General features: G+C 68.4%; 25 protein-coding genes. All 25 read right to left on the bottom strand.

What is annotated here, in order from left to right; translation table 11 throughout:
• Positions 1-8: 8 nt before the first annotated feature.
• On the bottom strand, positions 9-188 hold the full coding sequence (locus tag BOSE46_RS10800) for a hypothetical protein (protein ID WP_159540247.1): 180 nt from the start codon (positions 186-188) through the stop codon (positions 9-11).
• Positions 189-250: 62 nt separating this feature from the next.
• The gene (locus BOSE46_RS10805) at positions 251-721 is read right to left on the bottom strand and encodes a hypothetical protein (RefSeq protein WP_159540248.1); all 471 of its coding nucleotides are present in this window, start codon (positions 719-721) and stop codon (positions 251-253) included.
• A gap of 100 nt (positions 722-821) precedes the next feature.
• Positions 822-1589 carry a phage tail tube protein gene (locus BOSE46_RS10810; RefSeq protein WP_159540249.1) on the bottom strand — a complete coding sequence of 256 codons (768 nt, stop codon included), beginning with the start codon at positions 1587-1589 and terminating at the stop codon, positions 822-824.
• Entirely contained in the window at positions 1586-2104 is a 519-nt protein-coding gene (locus BOSE46_RS10815; protein WP_159540250.1) for an SAP domain-containing protein, read from the bottom strand. Before BOSE46_RS10815 ends, BOSE46_RS10810 begins: the two co-directional genes overlap by 4 nt.
• 14 nt (positions 2105-2118) lie before the next feature.
• Positions 2119-2553: a minor capsid protein gene (locus BOSE46_RS10820; protein WP_159540251.1), complete on the bottom strand. Its 435-nt coding sequence runs from the start codon at positions 2551-2553 to the stop codon at positions 2119-2121.
• 11 nt (positions 2554-2564) lie between these two features.
• Positions 2565-2918 (bottom strand): hypothetical protein, encoded by a 354-nt coding sequence (locus BOSE46_RS10825; RefSeq protein WP_201299608.1) that lies wholly within the window; start codon positions 2916-2918, stop codon positions 2565-2567.
• Positions 2915-3238: a hypothetical protein gene (locus BOSE46_RS10830; protein ID WP_159540252.1), complete on the bottom strand. Its 324-nt coding sequence runs from the start codon at positions 3236-3238 to the stop codon at positions 2915-2917. Before BOSE46_RS10830 ends, BOSE46_RS10825 begins: the two co-directional genes overlap by 4 nt.
• Positions 3231-3650, bottom strand: a complete 420-nt coding sequence (locus BOSE46_RS10835) for a hypothetical protein (protein WP_159540253.1) — start codon at positions 3648-3650, stop codon at positions 3231-3233. Before BOSE46_RS10835 ends, BOSE46_RS10830 begins: the two co-directional genes overlap by 8 nt.
• A gap of 3 nt (positions 3651-3653) precedes the next feature.
• A complete protein-coding gene (locus BOSE46_RS10840) occupies positions 3654-4148 on the bottom strand; it encodes a hypothetical protein (protein ID WP_159540254.1) in 495 nt (164 codons plus the stop codon).
• 66 nt (positions 4149-4214) lie between these two features.
• On the bottom strand, positions 4215-4661 hold the full coding sequence (locus tag BOSE46_RS10845; protein WP_201299609.1) for an Ig-like domain-containing protein: 447 nt from the start codon (positions 4659-4661) through the stop codon (positions 4215-4217).
• Entirely contained in the window at positions 4658-5605 is a 948-nt protein-coding gene (locus tag BOSE46_RS10850; RefSeq protein WP_159540255.1) for a major capsid protein, read from the bottom strand. The genes BOSE46_RS10845 and BOSE46_RS10850 overlap by 4 nt, the downstream gene beginning before the upstream one ends.
• 17 nt (positions 5606-5622) lie before the next feature.
• Positions 5623-6402, bottom strand: coding sequence for a hypothetical protein (locus BOSE46_RS10855; RefSeq protein ID WP_201299610.1), 780 nt, complete (start codon positions 6400-6402; stop codon positions 5623-5625).
• 90 nt (positions 6403-6492) lie between these two features.
• Positions 6493-7551, bottom strand: a complete 1059-nt coding sequence (locus BOSE46_RS10860; protein WP_159540256.1) for a phage minor capsid protein — start codon at positions 7549-7551, stop codon at positions 6493-6495.
• A gap of 9 nt (positions 7552-7560) precedes the next feature.
• Positions 7561-9135, bottom strand: a complete 1575-nt coding sequence (locus BOSE46_RS10865) for a phage portal protein (protein ID WP_159540257.1) — start codon at positions 9133-9135, stop codon at positions 7561-7563.
• A complete protein-coding gene (locus BOSE46_RS10870; protein ID WP_159540258.1) occupies positions 9135-9410 on the bottom strand; it encodes a hypothetical protein in 276 nt (91 codons plus the stop codon). Before BOSE46_RS10870 ends, BOSE46_RS10865 begins: the two co-directional genes overlap by 1 nt.
• On the bottom strand, positions 9410-10714 hold the full coding sequence (locus BOSE46_RS10875; RefSeq protein WP_159540259.1) for a PBSX family phage terminase large subunit: 1305 nt from the start codon (positions 10712-10714) through the stop codon (positions 9410-9412). Before BOSE46_RS10875 ends, BOSE46_RS10870 begins: the two co-directional genes overlap by 1 nt.
• A complete protein-coding gene (locus tag BOSE46_RS10880) occupies positions 10701-11204 on the bottom strand; it encodes a helix-turn-helix domain-containing protein (RefSeq protein WP_159540260.1) in 504 nt (167 codons plus the stop codon). The genes BOSE46_RS10875 and BOSE46_RS10880 overlap by 14 nt, the downstream gene beginning before the upstream one ends.
• A 325-nt stretch (positions 11205-11529) precedes the next feature.
• Positions 11530-12366: a hypothetical protein gene (locus BOSE46_RS10885; protein WP_159540261.1), complete on the bottom strand. Its 837-nt coding sequence runs from the start codon at positions 12364-12366 to the stop codon at positions 11530-11532.
• Complete coding sequence (locus tag BOSE46_RS10890; RefSeq protein WP_159540262.1) at positions 12363-12590, bottom strand: hypothetical protein; 228 nt, start codon at positions 12588-12590, stop codon at positions 12363-12365. The genes BOSE46_RS10885 and BOSE46_RS10890 overlap by 4 nt, the downstream gene beginning before the upstream one ends.
• Positions 12587-12754, bottom strand: a complete 168-nt coding sequence (locus tag BOSE46_RS10895; protein WP_159540263.1) for a hypothetical protein — start codon at positions 12752-12754, stop codon at positions 12587-12589. Before BOSE46_RS10895 ends, BOSE46_RS10890 begins: the two co-directional genes overlap by 4 nt.
• The gene (locus BOSE46_RS10900; RefSeq protein WP_159540264.1) at positions 12751-13431 is read right to left on the bottom strand and encodes a hypothetical protein; all 681 of its coding nucleotides are present in this window, start codon (positions 13429-13431) and stop codon (positions 12751-12753) included. The genes BOSE46_RS10895 and BOSE46_RS10900 overlap by 4 nt, the downstream gene beginning before the upstream one ends.
• A 277-nt stretch (positions 13432-13708) precedes the next feature.
• The gene (locus tag BOSE46_RS10905) at positions 13709-15154 is read right to left on the bottom strand and encodes an AAA family ATPase (RefSeq protein ID WP_159540265.1); all 1446 of its coding nucleotides are present in this window, start codon (positions 15152-15154) and stop codon (positions 13709-13711) included.
• A 77-nt stretch (positions 15155-15231) separates the two neighbouring features.
• Positions 15232-15651 (bottom strand): hypothetical protein, encoded by a 420-nt coding sequence (locus BOSE46_RS10910; protein ID WP_159540266.1) that lies wholly within the window; start codon positions 15649-15651, stop codon positions 15232-15234.
• Positions 15652-15686: 35 nt separating this feature from the next.
• Positions 15687-15890, bottom strand: a complete 204-nt coding sequence (locus tag BOSE46_RS10915) for a hypothetical protein (RefSeq protein ID WP_159540267.1) — start codon at positions 15888-15890, stop codon at positions 15687-15689.
• Between the two features lie 96 nt (positions 15891-15986).
• On the bottom strand, positions 15987-16985 hold the full coding sequence (locus tag BOSE46_RS10920; RefSeq protein ID WP_159540268.1) for a hypothetical protein: 999 nt from the start codon (positions 16983-16985) through the stop codon (positions 15987-15989).
• Between the last annotated feature and the right edge of the window lie 8 nt (positions 16986-16993).

Genomic DNA, 16993 nt, shown 5'->3' on the forward strand with positions numbered 1-16993 from the left:
CCCCTCGGTCACTGGCTGGTGGTGTTCTTGGGCTTGGGGGGAAAGAAGTGCCACGCGAGGCGTGTGGTCGGCAGCAGGGTGCCGTCTGGTGCGACGATCTTGGGCCGGTTGAACAGGCCGCTGATCTTGTCCTGCAACCACACCCACGACCGGGTGGTGAGGATCTCGGTGGCGTCGACGCCGTACACCTCGAGGAGGTCCTGCTCGACGAGGTGCCAGACCTCGAGGATGTCGAACCAGGCGGGGCCGGCTACGCCTTGGTCTTGGGCTGGTTCGTCGTACCAGCGGGCGAGGCCGTGCTCGTTTTCTTCACCGAACGGCGCCGATCCTGCGGCTTCTTCTGTGCTTTTGGGGCCTGGCCGCCGTTGTCCCAGTACTCCTCGGCTGCCTCGATGCCCTGGTGGATCCAGATGACGGCGGTGGTGCCGACGAGCTTGACGACTTCCCAGTTCATGCCGTCGTCGAACATCTGCTGGTAGACGTCGCCGAGGACCGTCTGGTAGAGGTGCTCCTGCTTGCCGCGGTCCATGGTGATGGTTTCCATGTCCTGCTCGGTGGGCTCCACGTCGCCGGTGCGTACGCGGATCGCGAGGGACATGACCTCGGTGACCCATGCGCCGGTCTTGCCGTCGACAGGCTGGATCACGTAGGTGTGGTCCTTGTCGACGGGCAGGGTCAGGGTCGGGTCGAAGTGTTGGTCGAGCTGCTTGAAGCGGGACATGCTGGGTCTCCTGGCTGGATTCCCTGGCTGGGGTTGAGGGGTGGTGCAGCGTGGGCCGGGGTCCAGCCAGGGATCCCCCGGCCCACGCCGATCAGGCGTCTCAGCTGTAGGTGAGCTTCGACGATGCGGAGGTGCCGGACGTGCCGCCCGGTGTGGTGACGGTGACGTCGACGATCCCGGCCGCGTGCGCGGGGACCTTGAGCGCGATCTTGGTGGGCGTGATGACTTCCCAGTCCGTGGCGTTGACGTTGGTGACGTCGACGTGGACCGCGGTGGCGCCGTTGAAGTTGGTGCCCGACACGACGATCAGCAGGCCGCCTGCGGCTGCTGCGGCCGCCGGCGCGAGACCGGTGACCGTGGGTGCTGCGACACTGGCAGCACCCGGGTGGGTGATGACGTTGCGCTTGCCCTGGCCGTTGAGCTTGAACGACACCATGTCGAGGGCGTCCATGCCGCCACCGTCGGGGGTCCACTCGACGGACACGAACCCCTGGTAGGCCTCGACCTGCGGGCCGCCGGGGGTGACCTCGTAGTAGCGGATCTCGACGGAGTTGTCGGTGCCCATGCCGTCGGACGCGGCGCGGAGGATCTCCTGGCCGGGGTCGTAGGCGGTGGCGTCGGCGCGGCGGACGGACCGCTTGAGCTTGCCCTCAGCACCCCACCCGAGGGCGGTGACGGTGGACGACTTCCAGCCTTCGGAGTCGAAGTCCGAGGAGTCCTGGGACGTGGGGTCCTTCGACGGCTTGAACTCCGTCATGCCGAAGATCCCGACCCAGTCGGGGGCTTCGGTGGTACCGGCGTTCACATCCAGGTACCACTTGCGGTTGAGTGTGTCGGCCCCGAGGGGCTCTTTGGTGGTGACGGTCATGACTGCTCCTCAGGGGCGTCGTTGTTGGGCTGCTGGTCCTGGCTGGGAACTGTGGGCGGTCCGGTCACCTGCTCGATCGAAGCCGTGGCGTACCTGTCGGCGTTCTCCTGGCCGACCGTGTTGACCAGGTGCTGGATCGCGAGCTGCTCGGCGCCGTCCTCGTCAGCGGCAGCCATGACGGTCTGGAAGTCCTCTTCGCCGTCAGCTTGGAGAACGACCTTGAAGGGAAGCGCCGACGCGGGGTACTCATCCGGGTAGCCGAATGTGCCGGCCTTCGCGAGGTGCTCGGCCAACCGTTCACGCTTCTCGGCGACCTTGCCGGTCAGGGGGAGCCCGTTGGCCCGGAGAGCGTCGTCCAGGTCGGCGCCCTTGAGCTCCTCGGCTGCGGCCTCGGCCTGCTCCTCGATCACTTCGGGAGGGACCACCTCGGTCCAGCCCTTGTTGATCAGGAACGACGCGACGGCACCGGATGCCTCGCGCTGCTCGTTGTTGTAGGGGTGGCGGTAGAGGCCCATGATGGTGCTCCTTCTCAAGGACGGTGCGGCAGGATCCGCGGGTGCTGGACGTAGAAGTTCTGGATCAGGGAGTTGCGACCGTTGGCGTCACGGCCGCCGGACACGGACGACTGCCAGGTGATCTGGGTGACGTAGACCCCGCCGGTCAGGGTGACGTTGTGGCGCATGTGCCACCGCTCGTAGATGGCGTCAGCCAGGGCCATGGCGGGGCGGGGGTCCTGGCCGTCGCGGCGGGTGCGGACCTGCACACCCTGAATGTCGTCACCGACAGCGGACGCGGTGACGCCGTACGGGGTGAGGGCGATGATGTCGGACGGCTGGTCGGGGAAGAACCCGAGGACGATGCCGACCTCGGCCGCTTGGTACTTGCCGTTCGAGCGCCAGGTGCCGATGCCATCAGCGACAAGGTCCTGCGCCAGGCCGGTGAGGAGGTCGTCGGTGAATCCCACGGTCCGCCTCCTCAGCCTTCGAGTGCTTTGCGGACCTCGCGGCCGATCAGAGCCAGCGAGGTGGCGCGCTCGGAGTTGAGCGCGTTCTCGAGGTACTTCGCCGTTCGGCCGTCGTCGTGCTGCCAGTCGAGCTCCTCGTGCTGGCGTGCCGCGTACGGGGTGTCGAACGAGACCGCGCCGACCATGCTGTCGGCGTTCTGGGACGCGACGACGGACTGCTCGAGGGTGTGGTCCTCGATCGGGGCGTGTGCGGCCGCGACCTGGGCGACGTGCTCGGTGGCGTAGAACAGGCCCTTGAGCTGGCCCTCGCGGGACGCTTCGGGCAGGTCGGGGAGGCGGAGGGTGTCGCCGAAGGACATGCTCACTGGCAGAACACCTCCACGTGTTGTGGGGCGCCGAGGCCGCCGTCGTCGCGGTCCTTCTTGAGGATCACAATCGAGGGGCGGCCGCCGGGCAGGATGACCTTGGTCTTCTCGACGAACTTGGGGGCGTCGGAAAGGAACCCGATGACGGTGGACTCGGAGACGACCTCGTCACCGTCGGGGTTGCGGACGATCTTGCGGGCGTCGTCGACGAAGCACGGCACGTCGACGGGGGCCGCGTAGGTGTCGCCGTACGCGCCGGTGCCTTCCCAGGTCTCCACCGACACGGTGTGGACCAGCAGGTAGCCCGGGATGTCAGCCATAGGTCAGGACCGTGGCGGGCAGGAGTCCCGCGATCCGCAGCACTCGTACGGCGTCCGGTGCCACTGAGGCGCCCGATCGGGTGGTCATCGGCGAACTGGCGAGGGTCTTCTTCCCGGACAGCTTGACGGACCCGATCGCGACGGAGTCCCACTCGGTGGCTGTGCCGGTGCCTGTAGTGTCACCGTTCGCGAGACCCCACTGCACCTGGGCGCAGGTGGCGTCGCGGATGGCCTCGATCTGGGCTGTCAGGGTGGGCAGCTGGGTGTTGTCGTCGATGGCGTAGACCGCGCCGATCAGTACCTCGTCGATGACCTCGGATGCGCGCGCGAACAGCGCGTCACTGACGTCGACGGTTTGGTCGTCGAGCCAGTTCCTGTAGTCAGCGAGCGTGGCGTAGACCGGCGCGGTCATGGGTCAGGCCTGCTCGGTCGGCTCGCCGGTGAGCTTCTCGTCGACCGTGAGGATCTCGGCGCCGAGGTACTCCTCGGCCGACCCGAACGCCTCACGCACCTGGTCGACGTCGCGACCGATGTAGTCGACCTTGACCTCGTCGCCGGCGGCGTCCTTGTACGTCACGACGTACGTGTGGTCGAGGGCGTCCTGCTGCTCCTGCTCGGCCTTGGCCTTGCGGGCTGCCTCGATCGCATCGACACGCGTCTGCTTGGACGCCTTGTGACCCTTGAGGTCGATCTCCTCGACCGCGGCGAGCTCGTCGAGCTGCGCGATCGTGAGCTCGTCCAGGCCGGCGGGCTTGCCGTCGTCGGTGATCGGCTCGACCGTGTAGCCCTGCGCGATGCAGTAGTCGATGATCGCCTGGTTGTCGGTCTCGGCGATGCTGTTCTCGAACTGGAGGCCGCCGACGCCGGTGCCGTTGAGGCCGGCGACGGGGGCTGTGATGCGTACGCTCATGCTGCTCTCCTCCTGGAGGAATGTCGTGGTGCCGCCCGACCCTGTGAGGGGCCGGGCGGCAGGGTCCTACGAGACCGTCACCACGCAGGTGTCGGTCTTGCCCTTGTAGGTGCCGGTGATCGTCGCCGACCCCGTGGCCACCGCGGTGATGAGACCCGAGGCACTGACGGTCGCCTTCGTGGCGTCCGACGTGGTCCAGGCCGTCAGGGCGGTGACGACCTTGGTGGTCGAACCGTCCTTCAGCGTGGCCGTGGCCACCAGCTGCTGCGTCGCCGCGGCCGCCTTCGTGGTGGTCGCAGGCGTGACGTCGAGAGACTGAGCGATCGTGTTCCCCTGGAACTTGATCATGTCAGCGTTCTCGGCCGCCTCCTGCGTGTCCTCGACCGATGACACCACGCCCGGGGTGACCGGGTGGATGCCCTGGTTGCCGTGGATCCCCGGGGAGATCCCGGCCACCGGCGGCAGGAAGTCCCCTGCCACCGGGTCGACCGCTGCGTCACGCAGCGTGGTCACGGGACGACCTGGATTGCGGTGTCCACCGCCGCGGCCTTCGTCGCCTTGAGAGCGACACCGACCGGCCCGAGCTCGACCTCACCGGTCTTCACCGCGCCGGCCGACGTGAAGTCCGGCAGGTAGGCCGAGACGACACTGCCGCCGACGGTCGAGACACCGTGGAAGGCGTCCAGGCCGAAGCGGACCGCGTAGAGCGCGGACTTCTTGGCCGTGATCGGCACGACGTCGGACGCCGACCCGGCCTTGAACCCGGCGTCGACGAGCACGGCGCCGTTGTACTCCACGATCGTGGTGTCACGGGGACCCACACGCGTGGTGTACATGTTGGCGAAGCGCATCGCAGCCTTGATCAACTGGATGACCTTCTTGTTGGAGATCAGCGCACCCGCCTCGCCGTCGAGCTGCGCGAGCAGGTCGTCGACCGTGGTCAGGACGAAGAACGCCTTGGCCTGGTCCATCGTGCCGGACCAGTCGTACGTCGTCGTGTCCTCGGTGGACGAACCGGTGAGGGCCTTCTTCAGCCCGTCGAACGAGTCGGCGTTGACCGCGGAGTCACCGTTGATCACGGCGTCACCGAACAGGGCCTTGGCGGCCTTGATCTTCTGCGAGGACTGCAGCGCCACCTCGGCGGAGGCGGCGGGCCCGATCTTCGCGAGGACGCGGTCGATCTGGTACGCGCCACCGAGGACCTTGAGGTCCGTGGTGAACTGCTGCGTGGTGACCTCGGTGGGTGAGTACTCCGAGTTGACGGCGCGGAACTCGGCCGTCGGGGCGGTGACGAGTCGGCGGTAGCCGTACGTCAGGGTCCCGCCGCCGCCGGCGGGGTTGACCGCGTCGTCGAAGGTGATCAGGTCGAGGATCGGGTTGGTCCGGAACTCGTCGATCACCGCCGCGTCGTAGTCGGTCTGGGCGTTCTGCATCGCCTGGGCGAGTGTGACTGGCATGGTGCGCTCCTTGTGCGCTAGGTGCCGAGCGCCGTGTTGACGGCGTCCTGCATGGAGGGGGCTTCTGTTCTCTTCGGTCCGCCGCCACCGCCCGGGTGGTCAACGCTGCTCGAGCCCGGCGCCTGGCCGGCCTTGAGCTTGGGGTTGGCATCGACTGCCGTCTTGATGACCTCGCCGACCTTCGTGTCGAAGTCCGACGCGTTGGGGTCGAGGTCTGACAGCTTCGCCAGGAAGCTGCTGGAATCGAGGAGGGCTTCGGGGTCGCCCTGGTGCTTGCCGGCTGTCTTGAACACGGCGAGGTGGACCTGCGCGGTCCGCTCGCTGGTCTTGGACTGCTCGATCTGCTTGGCGAGCTCGGCGGGGTCGACGGGCTCGTCGTCCTTGACGAGGCCGATCGCCTTGCCGATGGACTGGGCGAGCTCGGCGCGGGCCTCGTCGGCGGCCTGCTGCTTGGCGGTGGTGCGGGTGGACGCGTTCTCCTTGCGGAGGTCGCCGATCATCTTGACCAGGGCGTCGCGGTCCTCGGGGAGCTTGTCGTCCGGGGCGGGCGGAGGGGCGGGCGGAGGCGTGGCCGGAGGGGTGGCTGCCGGCGGTGTGGCCGGGGGCGTCGACGGAGGAGTGGACGCAGGCGGCGTGGCAGGTGGGGTTGCGGGAGGAGTCGCCGGTGGGGTCGGCTCGACGCCTGCGGGCTCGGAGCCGCCGCCGATCATGAACCGGGGTCGGCCGTCGCGGGTGAAGTAGATGGGCTCCCGGTAGTTGCGGCCGGTGAGCGGGTGGGTCTGGCTGGTTGTGGACATGCTGAGCCTCCTGGACTCTTCGTGGGTGCGCGCCTGGCGCAGGGTGAAGCGCCCGTCCACCTGGAACGGGTCGTGTGTGGGGCGGGTCAGCTACAGGGCGCCGAGGCGCTCACGCTGCGGCTGACGCTTCGCCGGCGTCTCGTCGACATGCTTACGGATCCGGGCCTGCCAGTCCCGAACCTTCGCGTCCGCAGCCGCCTTCGCGTTGTCGTCCAACGCTGCAGCGGAGCGACGCTTCCACTGACGGACACCACGCTCGAGGCGGCGCAGCTCCTGCCGGGCCCGGTCGCCCTCAGGATCCGCCGTGTCCGTGGGGACCTCGGTGACACCCGGCTGATACAGGGCGATCGAGTGGCGGCAGTTCGGGTGGAACAGGCCCTCGTCCTCGGCCTCGTCCAACGTGGCCTCGACCTCGATGTCGTCGATCCGCGGCGCCCCGGTCAGGGATAGGATCTTGCCCTCCCACGGCTCGCAGAGCTCGCACTCCTGCGGGGCGTCGGACACGATGACCAGGTCCTCACCGGCTGCGACCATCTGATCGCGGTACGCCGACGTCACAGCCTTCGAGGTGGCGGTCCGGGTTGCCATCTCCGCGTACGACTCGAGGGCCCAGTTGCGGCCAGCCTGGTCGATGAACCCGCTGATGCCACGGTTCGCGAAAGCGTCGAGCGCCGACTGCGCAGCCTGCAACCTGGTCTGGGTGCCGAGCAGCACCTGCGGTGACGTTGACGCCACCACAGCCCGGTACGTGTCCAGCGTCTGCCGCAGGATGTGGGGGTGGGTGCCGACGGTGGCTCGGATCGTCTCGCCGACGAGCGCCTCCACTGCGGGCAGCGCGGGCGGTACGACCAGACCCTGGCGGATCAGCTCGGCGAGGTCGGCCATGGCCACCGCGGTGCCACGGTTCGCGGCCTTGCTCAACGTGAGCGCGAGCTCGGCGGCGACCTGACGTCCGGTCCTGTCCAACAGCCCGCGGGCCTGAGCCTGCAGCAGCTGCACCTGCAGGAGCTTCAGCTCGGCCCAGTCGGGGGCGTCCATGTCCTTCTTCAGGTAGCCCGCGATCAGGAGCAGCAGTCTGCGTTCGGCTTCCTGGTAGTGCGCCGCGACCCCTGCCGAGAGGTTCTCGGTGTACGAGGGTGAGACCGGCATGGGTGAACGCTACTCCGGTGCTGGCGGCACGTCAGCCGGCTCGGCCTCCGGGTCGCCGGGCATCGGTGGGAGGTCCACGCTCATGCTGTTCTCCGCCACGATCAGCGCGACCTCGTCGTCGATCTGCTTCGCGTCCCAGTCCGGGTGCTGCGCGGAGACGAGAGTCTTGGTCGACGCGGCCTGCGCGACCCGCAGCGCCTGGGCCGTACGCGCCAACGCTTCGGGGTCAGCCTGGACGGCGTCCGCGAACTCCATGTCGACCTGCTCGGGGTCGACGTCCTTGCTGAAGATGGCCTTGTCGACGGCCAACAGCTTGCGCAGGATCCGCAGCTGGCGGGGCATCAGCAACCGGATCTTGCGATCGCGGGTCAGGTACGACCGGTTCTGCTCCGACACGACCTCGGTCGCGGTCTTCATCCCACCGCCGGCGTCCTCGCCGAACGTCTCGGCCGAGTAGCCGGCCGTACGCAGCGCGGCCTTGACCAGGCCGGTGACGGTGGCGGCGTGCTGCTCGACACGGATCTCGAACTGCACGTCTGTGATCGGGACCCCGTCACCCTCGGTCGATGGGGGCACGTTGAGCTTCTCGTAGACGTCCTGGTCGAGGTCGAAGAATGCGCCCTGCCCGCGGCCGGCGGACTGGAGCATGTAGCCGGGGACGATGATGCGGCCCTTGCCGAGCCGGACGTCACGCATCCATGACGAGTAGGCCTCGTCGATGGCGTCCATGATGCCTTCGATGCCGGCGAGGTCGGAGCGTCCGAGGTTCCGGCCGAGGGGGTCCTTGCGGAGGAGGCGCTGGGGGTACTGGTTGGGGAAGTACTCCACGGCCAGGCCGGGGGACTGGGTGGAGATCTTCGACTCGGCGTCGACGGCACCGGCGAGGGCCTGGGTGGAGGGGTGCTCCTCGAGCGGGTGCACGGTGCCGAGGTTGTCCTTGGTGCCCTTGAACAGCTGGTGGAAGATCACGCCCACGCCCTGGCTGTCGAGCTCGTGGTGCTCGAGGTGACGCCAGACGACCTGGTCGTCGGCCTGCACCTCCCACCAGAACGTGACCTCGACGAGCTCCTTCCACCGGAACACGGGGTACGCGCCGTCGGCGTCGATGTTGGTGATGAACGCACCCTCGGGACGGTTCGCGTCCCAGGTGACGCGCTGGAACCCGCCACCGAGGGCGGCTGACAGCTCGGCCGACTCGGCCATGGTTGACAGGATGCCGTTGTCGGCGAGGTCGTCGAGCAGGGTCTGTGTGCCAGCGTGGTCGGACTTGATCGACGGCGGCTCAGCGAACAGCAGGTCAGCGGACGCCTGGCAAATGTCGGACGCCAGCGGCACGTGGAGGAAGTCGCGGCGCTTCGTCAGGTCACCGAGGGGCCGGCCCCACCAGAAGCGGGCCACCGCACCGACGGCGCCGCCCCTGTATTGGGCGGGCTTGTCGATGCGGGTGGTGGACTGGACACGGGTGTAGACCCGCTGCAGTTCGCCGGGGTCGCCGGAGTACCAGGCGGAGTGCTCGGCGTACTTCGCTGCGACGTTGCCGAAGTCGGCCGGCGGCCACAGGGTGTTCGGGCGGGGGAGCGGCATCAGGGCACCTGGCCCTCGTCGAGGACCTCGACCCGGAAGGGTGCGATGCCACCGAGCATGGTGAGCCAGATCTTCCCGCCGGCGGCGAGGTGCTCCAGCTCGCCGTCTTCGAGCTCGAGCATCATCGACAGCTCGGCGAGGTCGGCCTCACCGCGTTTGATGAGCGCCTCGACGGGTCGGATCTGATCGTTGGTCAGGTCGCCGTCGGGTGCGGCGACGATCTGCCGCACGGTGCCGGGCTGGACCAGGCTGTCGGGGATCATGGTGGGGCGCATCAGGCTGCCTCCGTCCAGGGGGTCTCGTCGTCAGCGCCAGGCGCGGTCGGGGATGCGGTCAGGGTCGGGATGTCGTCACGCCACAGAGCGCGGGCCGAGTGGATCGCGTAGCGCCACCCGTCGACCTCGTGGTCGTTGACCTTGAGCGGGGCGTCCTCGCCCTTCTCGGTCTTCTTCGGGTCCCACGCGTACCCGGGGATCTGCTCGACCAGGTGCGGGCAGTTCTCGCCGACCACCATGAGCTGGTCGGTGGACAGCAGTGACGCGATGGTGCGGATGCCGGGGAGGACCCGGTTGGCTCCGTTCGCGACGTTGTTGATGCCGTCGGTGAACAGCTGGACTTTGAACGATGCGGCCGCCGGGTCGACGAACACCCACTCGGGGTCACGCCACGAAGGTTGTGTCCGTTTCGCCAACCAGGTGCGCAGCGACAGCGACTGGGCGGCGTCGGTCTGCCCGGTCGGTGGGGCCCACTCGTCGATCGTCCAGAGCTTCTGCTTGGCGAGGCCGACGAGGAGGCCGCGGGTCGGGTTGGTGGTGCCGTAGTCGACGCCGAGCGCGAGCACGCGTTCCATGTCGGGCAGGTCGGCGAGGGTGACGACGTGGAGCTCTGGGTCCCACATGTCGTAGATCGCGCCCTCGGCCTGGACCCACTCGCCGAGGATGAAGCGGCGGTACCAGAGACCGGTGAACTCGCGCTTGATCGACTCGACATAGGCGGCGGCGAGCGAGGGGTTGTCGTCGAGGGTGAAGTGGAACCGGCGCCAGTCGGGCAGCTGGCCCATCCGGTCGAGGAACTTCTTCTTCAGCCAGTGGGCCGGCGAGTCCGGGTTCGTGGTCCCGAAGAGCTGCGCGCCGGGAACGGACATGCGGCCGAGGAGCTGGGTGAAGAACTCCTCACCGATGACGGTGACCTCGTCGACGTACGCCAGCGCGACGGTCATGCCTCGGATGACCTTCTCGGACTTCACGTCGTGGGCGCCGAGGACGTGGACGGTGCGGCCCAGGATGCGGACGGTCGGTGCGCCGTAGTTCCCAATCACCGCGAGTGAGGCCTGGCCGAACAGGCCGGTGTCCTGCATCGGGGAGATGACGTTGCGCCAGACGGCGTCGCGGGTGCGGCCGATCATGACGATCTCGCCACCGCGGGGGCACAGCAGCACGGCGATGAGGAACCGGATGATCGAGGCGATGGTCTTGCCGGAGCGGATCGACCCGTCCCAGATGTTGACGCGGCCCAACGATTCGCGGATCGACTGGTCTTGCTTCGCCGACAGCGGCGAGACCAGGTCAGGCGTCGGCATCGGGGTCAGCGGGCTTGAAGCCGAACGCTGCGGCCAGGTCGGTGATGAGCGATCGCGCGGCCGCGGTGCCGCCGTCGTTGCGGGCGGCTTCGATGCGCAGCGACGCGTTGGCGGCCGAGGTGGACGCCTGCATGATCTTGAGCTTGTCGGCGAAGATCGGCTCGTCGAGCTCGGTGCTGTTGTAGGTGTTGTCCTTGCCGCCGAAGTTGAACGCGATGCACGGCTCCCACAACTGCCGGCGCAACCGTTGGGCGTCCTCGAGGTAGTCAAGCTCGAGCTGTGCACGCAGTGCGGCGGCGTCGGCCTTCTTCGCGGCAGTGGCGGCTTCGGTCTTGCTCCGGTCGAACGTCAGGCCGGCAGCGTGGACGGTCTTGGTGACGGTCGCTGCCGCGCGGCCGGTCTCGCGGGCGATGTCGTTGCGGGACTTGCCTTCGCCGTGGAGTTTGAGGATCAGCGCGCGGTCGGTGTCGCTGATGGGTGGCAACGCCATGGCGGGTCACCTCGCAGCGGGGAGGACGGCGCCTGGCCTGTCCTGGAATGACGAAACCCCGGGCCGCCTGGGCTCCGGGGTCTGACTGTGGCTAGAGACACTTCTCCCGCCACGGCCTATGGTGAGGCACGATCACGCGGAATGCAAGTGACCGTGACCGCGGCGGCGTGTCGTCACTCGGCGAGCGGTGGCCTCCAGGTGACGTGCAGCGAACACACGGGAACGCCGACGCCGGGGTAGCGGGCGTACGCCAACGTCACGCCGTCAAGTGGACAGCCGGGGTAGGAGCATGGCGGGATCTCACCGATCCGATCCAGCTCGGGCATCAGCTGGCCTCGCTCTCGTCCTCGTGGTTCTCCGCCCGGATGTGATCCGCGAGCAGCCCGATCGTCTCGGCCGGCCACGTGGATCCGCAGTCGACGCACATGCCTGACCGGTGCTCGAGCTTGATGCGCAGGCTCCCGCGGACCTCGCACACCGGGCACGTGTTGTCGGGCTTCCACGCCGGGGAGTCCCACCCGGTGAGGATCCTGGCGGCCGTCCACCACGACCGCAGGTCCAGCTCGAGCTCGTGCTGTGGGCAGCAGGCTCGTTCACGGTCGGCCCGCTTGCGGCCGCACTTCTCGGCTGACGGCAGCAGGGAGCCGAGCCGCTTCACCGCGGCGGCGGTGTCGGGCAGAGTCTTGTCGTCGTACACGTCGACGAGGCCGAGGCGACGCAGCCAGGTGAACGCGCCTGTGTCGATGCGCTGGGCGGCGTCGATCGCGTCGAGCCTGGCCGATGGCTTCGACGCGAACGACCGCTGGCCGCCCTCGGTGGATCCGGATGCTTCGACCGCGGACCAGAGCTGCTCGAGCAGTGAGGGGCTGCTGGTGATGTGGCGTTGTTGGATCCAGGTCGTCGAGCCGTCGTCGTTGGCGTGGGCGATCGTGAAGGACTCGCGGCGGATGGTGGCGCTGGTCAGGTCGGTGACGCAGTCGAGGACGTCGACCATGATCGTGGTGTCGATCGCGACGGCGCCGGCGATCGTGACGGGGTCGTGGTGTCGGACGGGGTGGACGACGCGCAGCTGGCCGCGGCGGAGGCGTTCGTTGGTGACGCGGTTGCGGAGGTCGTCCTGGTTGACGAGGGGTCCGGTGCGGGTTGGGCGGGCGGTGGTCATCGTGTTCTCCTTCGGGGTGGCAGGATCTTGGACCGGTCGATCCGGCCGCTGATGACGGGCTTGGGCAGGTTGCCGAGGTGCCAGTACTGGCCGCACCGGTAGACGCTGAGGTGCTCGTCGTGGGGCATGCGTCGGCGGATCGCTTTGGCGTCCTGCTTGGTGAGGTAGCAGTGCTTCCCGCAGGTGGGGCAGAGGCCGACGTAGGACTTGTGGAACGAGGTCATGGTCGCCTCCACATGCCGGCCGCGATGAGTCTGCGCCTGGTCGACTGGGCCGGGGAGCGGAGGACCCGGGGTGGCAGGGCGGTGCCGGCTGGTGGGTCGATGCGGGTTTGGGTGAGGACGAAGTCCCAGGGCACGGTGGCACCGTCACGGAGCTGGTCGCTCATGACCGGGCCTCCGAGCTAGCGGTGGGCAGGAGGCCGCGAAGGGTGGCGACCGACAGGGTCACGTACTCGACACCCTGCGCTGTCGCTTCGGCGGCAGCCTCGGCCATCATCTCGTCGGTGAACCCGTCGTGGCCGCGGCCGTCCTGTAGGCAGCCGTAGTCTTGGCGTTCGTCGTAGCGGAGGTTGCAGTCGAGGCACCGGACGTTGCCGAGAGCGCTCCGAACGTTCGCGGCCAGGTCGTCGGCGATCTCCGTGTCGACCAGTTTGCGCACGGCCTCCAGCGCAGTGCGGGCCTGCTCCTCCTGGTCGATCGCCCAGTTGGTCCGATCCTCCGCAGCCTCGGCCCTCGCGTTGGCTGCGGCCACGTCCCCGAACCCAGCAGCGGTGAGCTCGTAGGCGACGTGTGCCCTATGGCGGACGACCACGGGCACCTCTCGGCCATCCGTGACGGCCTTCACCGGGTCGCGCTCAGCGAGTCCTTCCTCGGGCCCGATCTCCGCGTCCATCGTCCAGCCGCAGTCGCAGATCAGGAAGTCGAGGCCGTCACTCCACGAGTACCCGTGGTCAGCGATCACCTCGGCCATGCGTGCCTCGTCGGTCGGGTGCTCCGCCCCCTCGTGCGCGTGGACGCCGTCACGACCGGTCGCGGTGTCGGGCTGGTCTGGGGTGTTGTTCATGCTTCCTCCTGGTGTGTTGGCGGGCCCGCCTTTTGAGGGGCGGGGGTGGTGGGCGGGAGCGGGAGCCACCCTCCCCCTAAAGGGGGACCAGAGTGGACCACTGGGATTGCAGGGAAAATCAGGGTGTCTTGATATGGTCCACGGGGTGGGGGTGGACCAACCGTCGGTATGTTGCATCGCCGCAGGTCAGAGGGTGGTCCACTGCGTGGTGGACCACTTTGGACCGGGGTGGGTGGTCCGGTCGTTGGACCAGGTGTGGACCAGGCTGCGCGGGTGCTCATCGCTTGTCCGTGACCTTGTTGGAGTTGTTGTAGCCGGGCCAGCCGTGGGCGTACTTGCCGCCGGGTCCGACGAGGCGGGCGATGGTGGTCTTGGGGATGCCTGTGGCTTCGACGAGGTCTCGTTGGGACATCGGTTTGCCGTGGTCCATGCGGGCCTTCTGGATGGCGATCCAGAGTTGGTCGGGGCCGGTGAGGGCGGCGGTCCAGGGCCAGTGGCCGCCGCGTTCGATCTTGTGGGGCCAGTCGCGTTCTTCGCGGGCTCCGCGCCAGTGGGTGAGCTTGCCATCCTTGTCGAGGTAGATGCCGATCTCGGGCCAGCGGAGCCACCCGGACCAGCCGTAGGGTTCGTGGGGTCGCTTCTTCTGGCCGGAGGGGGCTTTGGCGACGTGGGCTTCGAGGATGAGGCCGCAGTCGGTGGCTTCGCGGACCTGGTCGAGGATCATGGCGACGGGTTTGGCGGAGGTCTCTTCGGTGGGGTCGCCGTTGGCGAGCTTGTAGATCGGGCCGATGAGGAGGAGGTCGGGTTGGACGGCGGCGGTGGTGCGGAGGAGCCATTCGCGGTCTTCGGCGGAGGTGAGGTCGATGCCGGCCATGCGGATCTCGACGCGGAGGAGGTCGGGGTCGAGGTTGGCGCCGGCTTGGATGCGCAGGGGGCGGTAGCGGCGGCGTGACTGGCGCAGGGAGTTCTCGACGTCGACGTGGAGCACGCGGACTGGGTCGATGGCTTCGCCGGTGAAGGGGTGGATGCCGGCGGCTGCGGTGATGCCGATCTGGCGGAGCAGGGTGGACTTGCCGGCGCCTTCTTCGGCGGTGAGGATGACGCGTTCCTGGTGTTCGATCAGGCCGGGGATGACCCAGTCGTAGGCGTCTTCGTCGTCGCCGGCGAGGATGTCGTCGATTGTGGGGACGCGGATGGTGGCGTTGTGTCTGGGGCCGACGCGGGCGGAGAGGTCGTCGAGGGTCTGGAGGGTTTCCGCCATGGAGCTGTCGACGGTGTCGGGTGTGGCTGTTCTGACGAGTTGGAGGCCGCGGTTGAGTGCTTGATCGGCTTGTCGGAGGCGTGCTGCGTTGCGTACCTGGGCGGCGTAGTGCTCGGCGTTGGCGGGGGTGGGGCAGGCGTCGATGAGCTCGGGGAGGAGTCGGCCGAGCTTGGTGAGCTGGCCGGTCTCGCGGAGGTGGTTGGTGACCATGAGGTAGTCGGGTTGGACGCCGTCGCGGAGGAGGACGGTGTAGATGGCGTCCCAGATTTGCTCGTAGCGGGGGTCGTCGAAGTCGTGGGGCTCGAGGTGGTCGTGCAGTTGGGGTGCTCGGCCTGGTTCGAGGAGGAGTGCGCCGAGGAGTGCGCGTTCGGCGTCGGGGTTGTGCAGGGCTGGTGGGCGTAGCGGGGTGACGTTGTCGCCTGGTGGGGCGTCGGTGTCGGTGTAGGGGGCGTCGTCGCGCACGATGCTGTGGGTCCTCCCGGAAGGTTCGTCCCCGGGTCAGTCGTCGATGCTGACCCGGGACAGGTGCTGCGGTGCTGCTACTTGCTGATGAAGTCCGGGTGCTGTCCGGAGATGTGCCGGCCGAGGTTCGCGAACGTGCGGTTGCAGCAGGGGCAGACGCCGTTGCCGACACGGTTCTTGATCTTGGTGACCTGGCCTCGGGCCGCTGCCCTCTCGCGCTCGGCCTTGAGGCGCCTCTCGCGCTCCCGCTCGGCGTACTCGCGCTGGTTCTTCTCGCGGGTGCGTGTGCGCTCGAGCTCGGCCTGGAGCTTCTCGGCTTGACTGCTGCCCTTGATGTAGTGCTGCTGGTGGCCGTTCGGGCAGTAGTAGTTGCGGTGGTCCTCCTTGCGGCGGGCTCGGAAGTCGTCACCGACGCCGAAGACGACGCCGCAGGTGATGCAGTGGTCGACTCGGAGGGCGAGGTTGATGCTGATGTCCTGGACGGTTCGGGTGGTCATACTGCGGTCCTTCCTGGTGGGTCGTGCTGGGTTGGTTATGCAGGGCCTTCGCGGGTGTCTCCGGTCCAGACCTGGCCGGAGCCGGGGCAGGGCACGGTCTGCTTGCCGACCCGCTTGGTGTGGTCGCGGAAGACGAGCTGCCCGTTGTCGTGGACCAGGCCGGTGAGTTGGTTCTTGCCGCCGGGCACGTGGTTGGGGCATCTGGCCCAGGCGACGGACTTGAGCGGTCGCTCCTTCACGCCCTCACCCCCCCCCCTGATCGGCCGGTGGGAAGTCCATCGGGAGCGTGTCCTGGGGGATGTCCGGGTGCCGCTTGGCGATCTTGGTCAGGTCGCTCATGCTGCTGTGGCGTCCGGGTCGATGAGCAGGTCGAGCAGCTGGAGGGCCGCGTCCTTCTGCTCAGCAGCGAGGTCGGCGACCTGCTGGCTGATGGGGAGCGGGTGCTCCGCGTAGTAGGCCTTCGCGGCCTTGTACGCCGCGGAGTAGGTCTTGCCCCACGGATCGCTGTAGCCCTCAGCGTCAGCGTCAGCGTCAGCGGCAGCGTCAGCGGCAGCGTCAGCGGCAGCGTCAGCGGCAGCGTCAGCGACAGCGGCAGCGACAGCGGCAGCGACAGCGGCAGCGACAGCGGCAGCGGCAGCGGCAGCGACAGCGGCAGCGTCAGCGACAGCGGCAGCGACAGCGTCAGCGGCAGCGTCAGCGGCAGCGGCAGCGACAGCGACAGCGTCAGCGACAGCGGCAGCGGCAGCGACAGCGGCAGCGTCAGCGGCAGCGTCAGCGGCAGCGACAGCGGCAGCGACAGCGGCAGCGACAGCAGGCTGCTTCGTCTTTGCCAGTTCTTCCATGACTCGGGCCTTGACGATCGTGCGCAGCTCGCCGCGACGCTTGCTGCGCAGCGCCCAGGCCGCGTCGGAGGCCACACGGATCAGCCGGCGAACCTCGTCCATGTCAGACAGGTCGACGGCCTCGAGCGCGTCAGCCTCCTTGTCGAGCTTGGCCAGTCGCAGCCAGGGGGCGAGGAGCTTCTTGGTGGCCCACTCGGCTGCGATGCGTTCGCGCAGGGAGTCCTTGCCGTCGCCGCCTGTGCCGATGGTGCGGAGTAGGTAGGGCTTGAGGGTCTGGCGCTTCTCGACGTCCCATCGGTCGTTGAGGGCGATGAGGTAGCGGCGCAGGAACGGCGAGGCGCAGTCGGGTGCGTCGGTGTGACCTTCGTCTGCGAGCCAGGCGACGACCTCCATGGCGCAGTGGCCGTCGTCGAAGTTCTTGTGTGAACCGTGGTCGAGGAGGAGCTGGTCGAAGATGGCCAGCTTCTCGGGCTTGATCTGGATCGTGGTCATGGTGTTCC

The organism is Aeromicrobium sp. 9AM (assembly GCF_902506105.1).
Lineage (GTDB): Bacteria > Actinomycetota > Actinomycetes > Propionibacteriales > Nocardioidaceae > Aeromicrobium.

Coding starts and splice junctions, on each gene's coding strand:
- BOSE46_RS10805 (WP_159540248.1), bottom strand. CDS start 721: ATGTCCCGCTTCAAGCAGCTCGACCAACACTTCGACCCGACCCTGACC.
- BOSE46_RS10810 (WP_159540249.1), bottom strand. CDS start 1,589: ATGACCGTCACCACCAAAGAGCCCCTCGGGGCCGACACACTCAACCGC.
- BOSE46_RS10815 (WP_159540250.1), bottom strand. CDS start 2,104: ATGGGCCTCTACCGCCACCCCTACAACAACGAGCAGCGCGAGGCATCC.
- BOSE46_RS10830 (WP_159540252.1), bottom strand. CDS start 3,238: ATGGCTGACATCCCGGGCTACCTGCTGGTCCACACCGTGTCGGTGGAG.
- BOSE46_RS10835 (WP_159540253.1), bottom strand. CDS start 3,650: ATGACCGCGCCGGTCTACGCCACGCTCGCTGACTACAGGAACTGGCTC.
- BOSE46_RS10840 (WP_159540254.1), bottom strand. CDS start 4,148: ATGAGCGTACGCATCACAGCCCCCGTCGCCGGCCTCAACGGCACCGGC.
- BOSE46_RS10850 (WP_159540255.1), bottom strand. CDS start 5,605: ATGCCAGTCACACTCGCCCAGGCGATGCAGAACGCCCAGACCGACTAC.
- BOSE46_RS10855 (WP_201299610.1), bottom strand. CDS start 6,402: ATGTCCACAACCAGCCAGACCCACCCGCTCACCGGCCGCAACTACCGG.
- BOSE46_RS10860 (WP_159540256.1), bottom strand. CDS start 7,551: ATGCCGGTCTCACCCTCGTACACCGAGAACCTCTCGGCAGGGGTCGCG.
- BOSE46_RS10865 (WP_159540257.1), bottom strand. CDS start 9,135: ATGCCGCTCCCCCGCCCGAACACCCTGTGGCCGCCGGCCGACTTCGGC.
- BOSE46_RS10870 (WP_159540258.1), bottom strand. CDS start 9,410: ATGCGCCCCACCATGATCCCCGACAGCCTGGTCCAGCCCGGCACCGTG.
- BOSE46_RS10875 (WP_159540259.1), bottom strand. CDS start 10,714: ATGCCGACGCCTGACCTGGTCTCGCCGCTGTCGGCGAAGCAAGACCAG.
- BOSE46_RS10880 (WP_159540260.1), bottom strand. CDS start 11,204: ATGGCGTTGCCACCCATCAGCGACACCGACCGCGCGCTGATCCTCAAA.
- BOSE46_RS10885 (WP_159540261.1), bottom strand. CDS start 12,366: ATGACCACCGCCCGCCCAACCCGCACCGGACCCCTCGTCAACCAGGAC.
- BOSE46_RS10890 (WP_159540262.1), bottom strand. CDS start 12,590: ATGACCTCGTTCCACAAGTCCTACGTCGGCCTCTGCCCCACCTGCGGG.
- BOSE46_RS10895 (WP_159540263.1), bottom strand. CDS start 12,754: ATGAGCGACCAGCTCCGTGACGGTGCCACCGTGCCCTGGGACTTCGTC.
- BOSE46_RS10900 (WP_159540264.1), bottom strand. CDS start 13,431: ATGAACAACACCCCAGACCAGCCCGACACCGCGACCGGTCGTGACGGC.
- BOSE46_RS10910 (WP_159540266.1), bottom strand. CDS start 15,651: ATGACCACCCGAACCGTCCAGGACATCAGCATCAACCTCGCCCTCCGA.
- BOSE46_RS10920 (WP_159540268.1), bottom strand. CDS start 16,985: ATGACCACGATCCAGATCAAGCCCGAGAAGCTGGCCATCTTCGACCAG.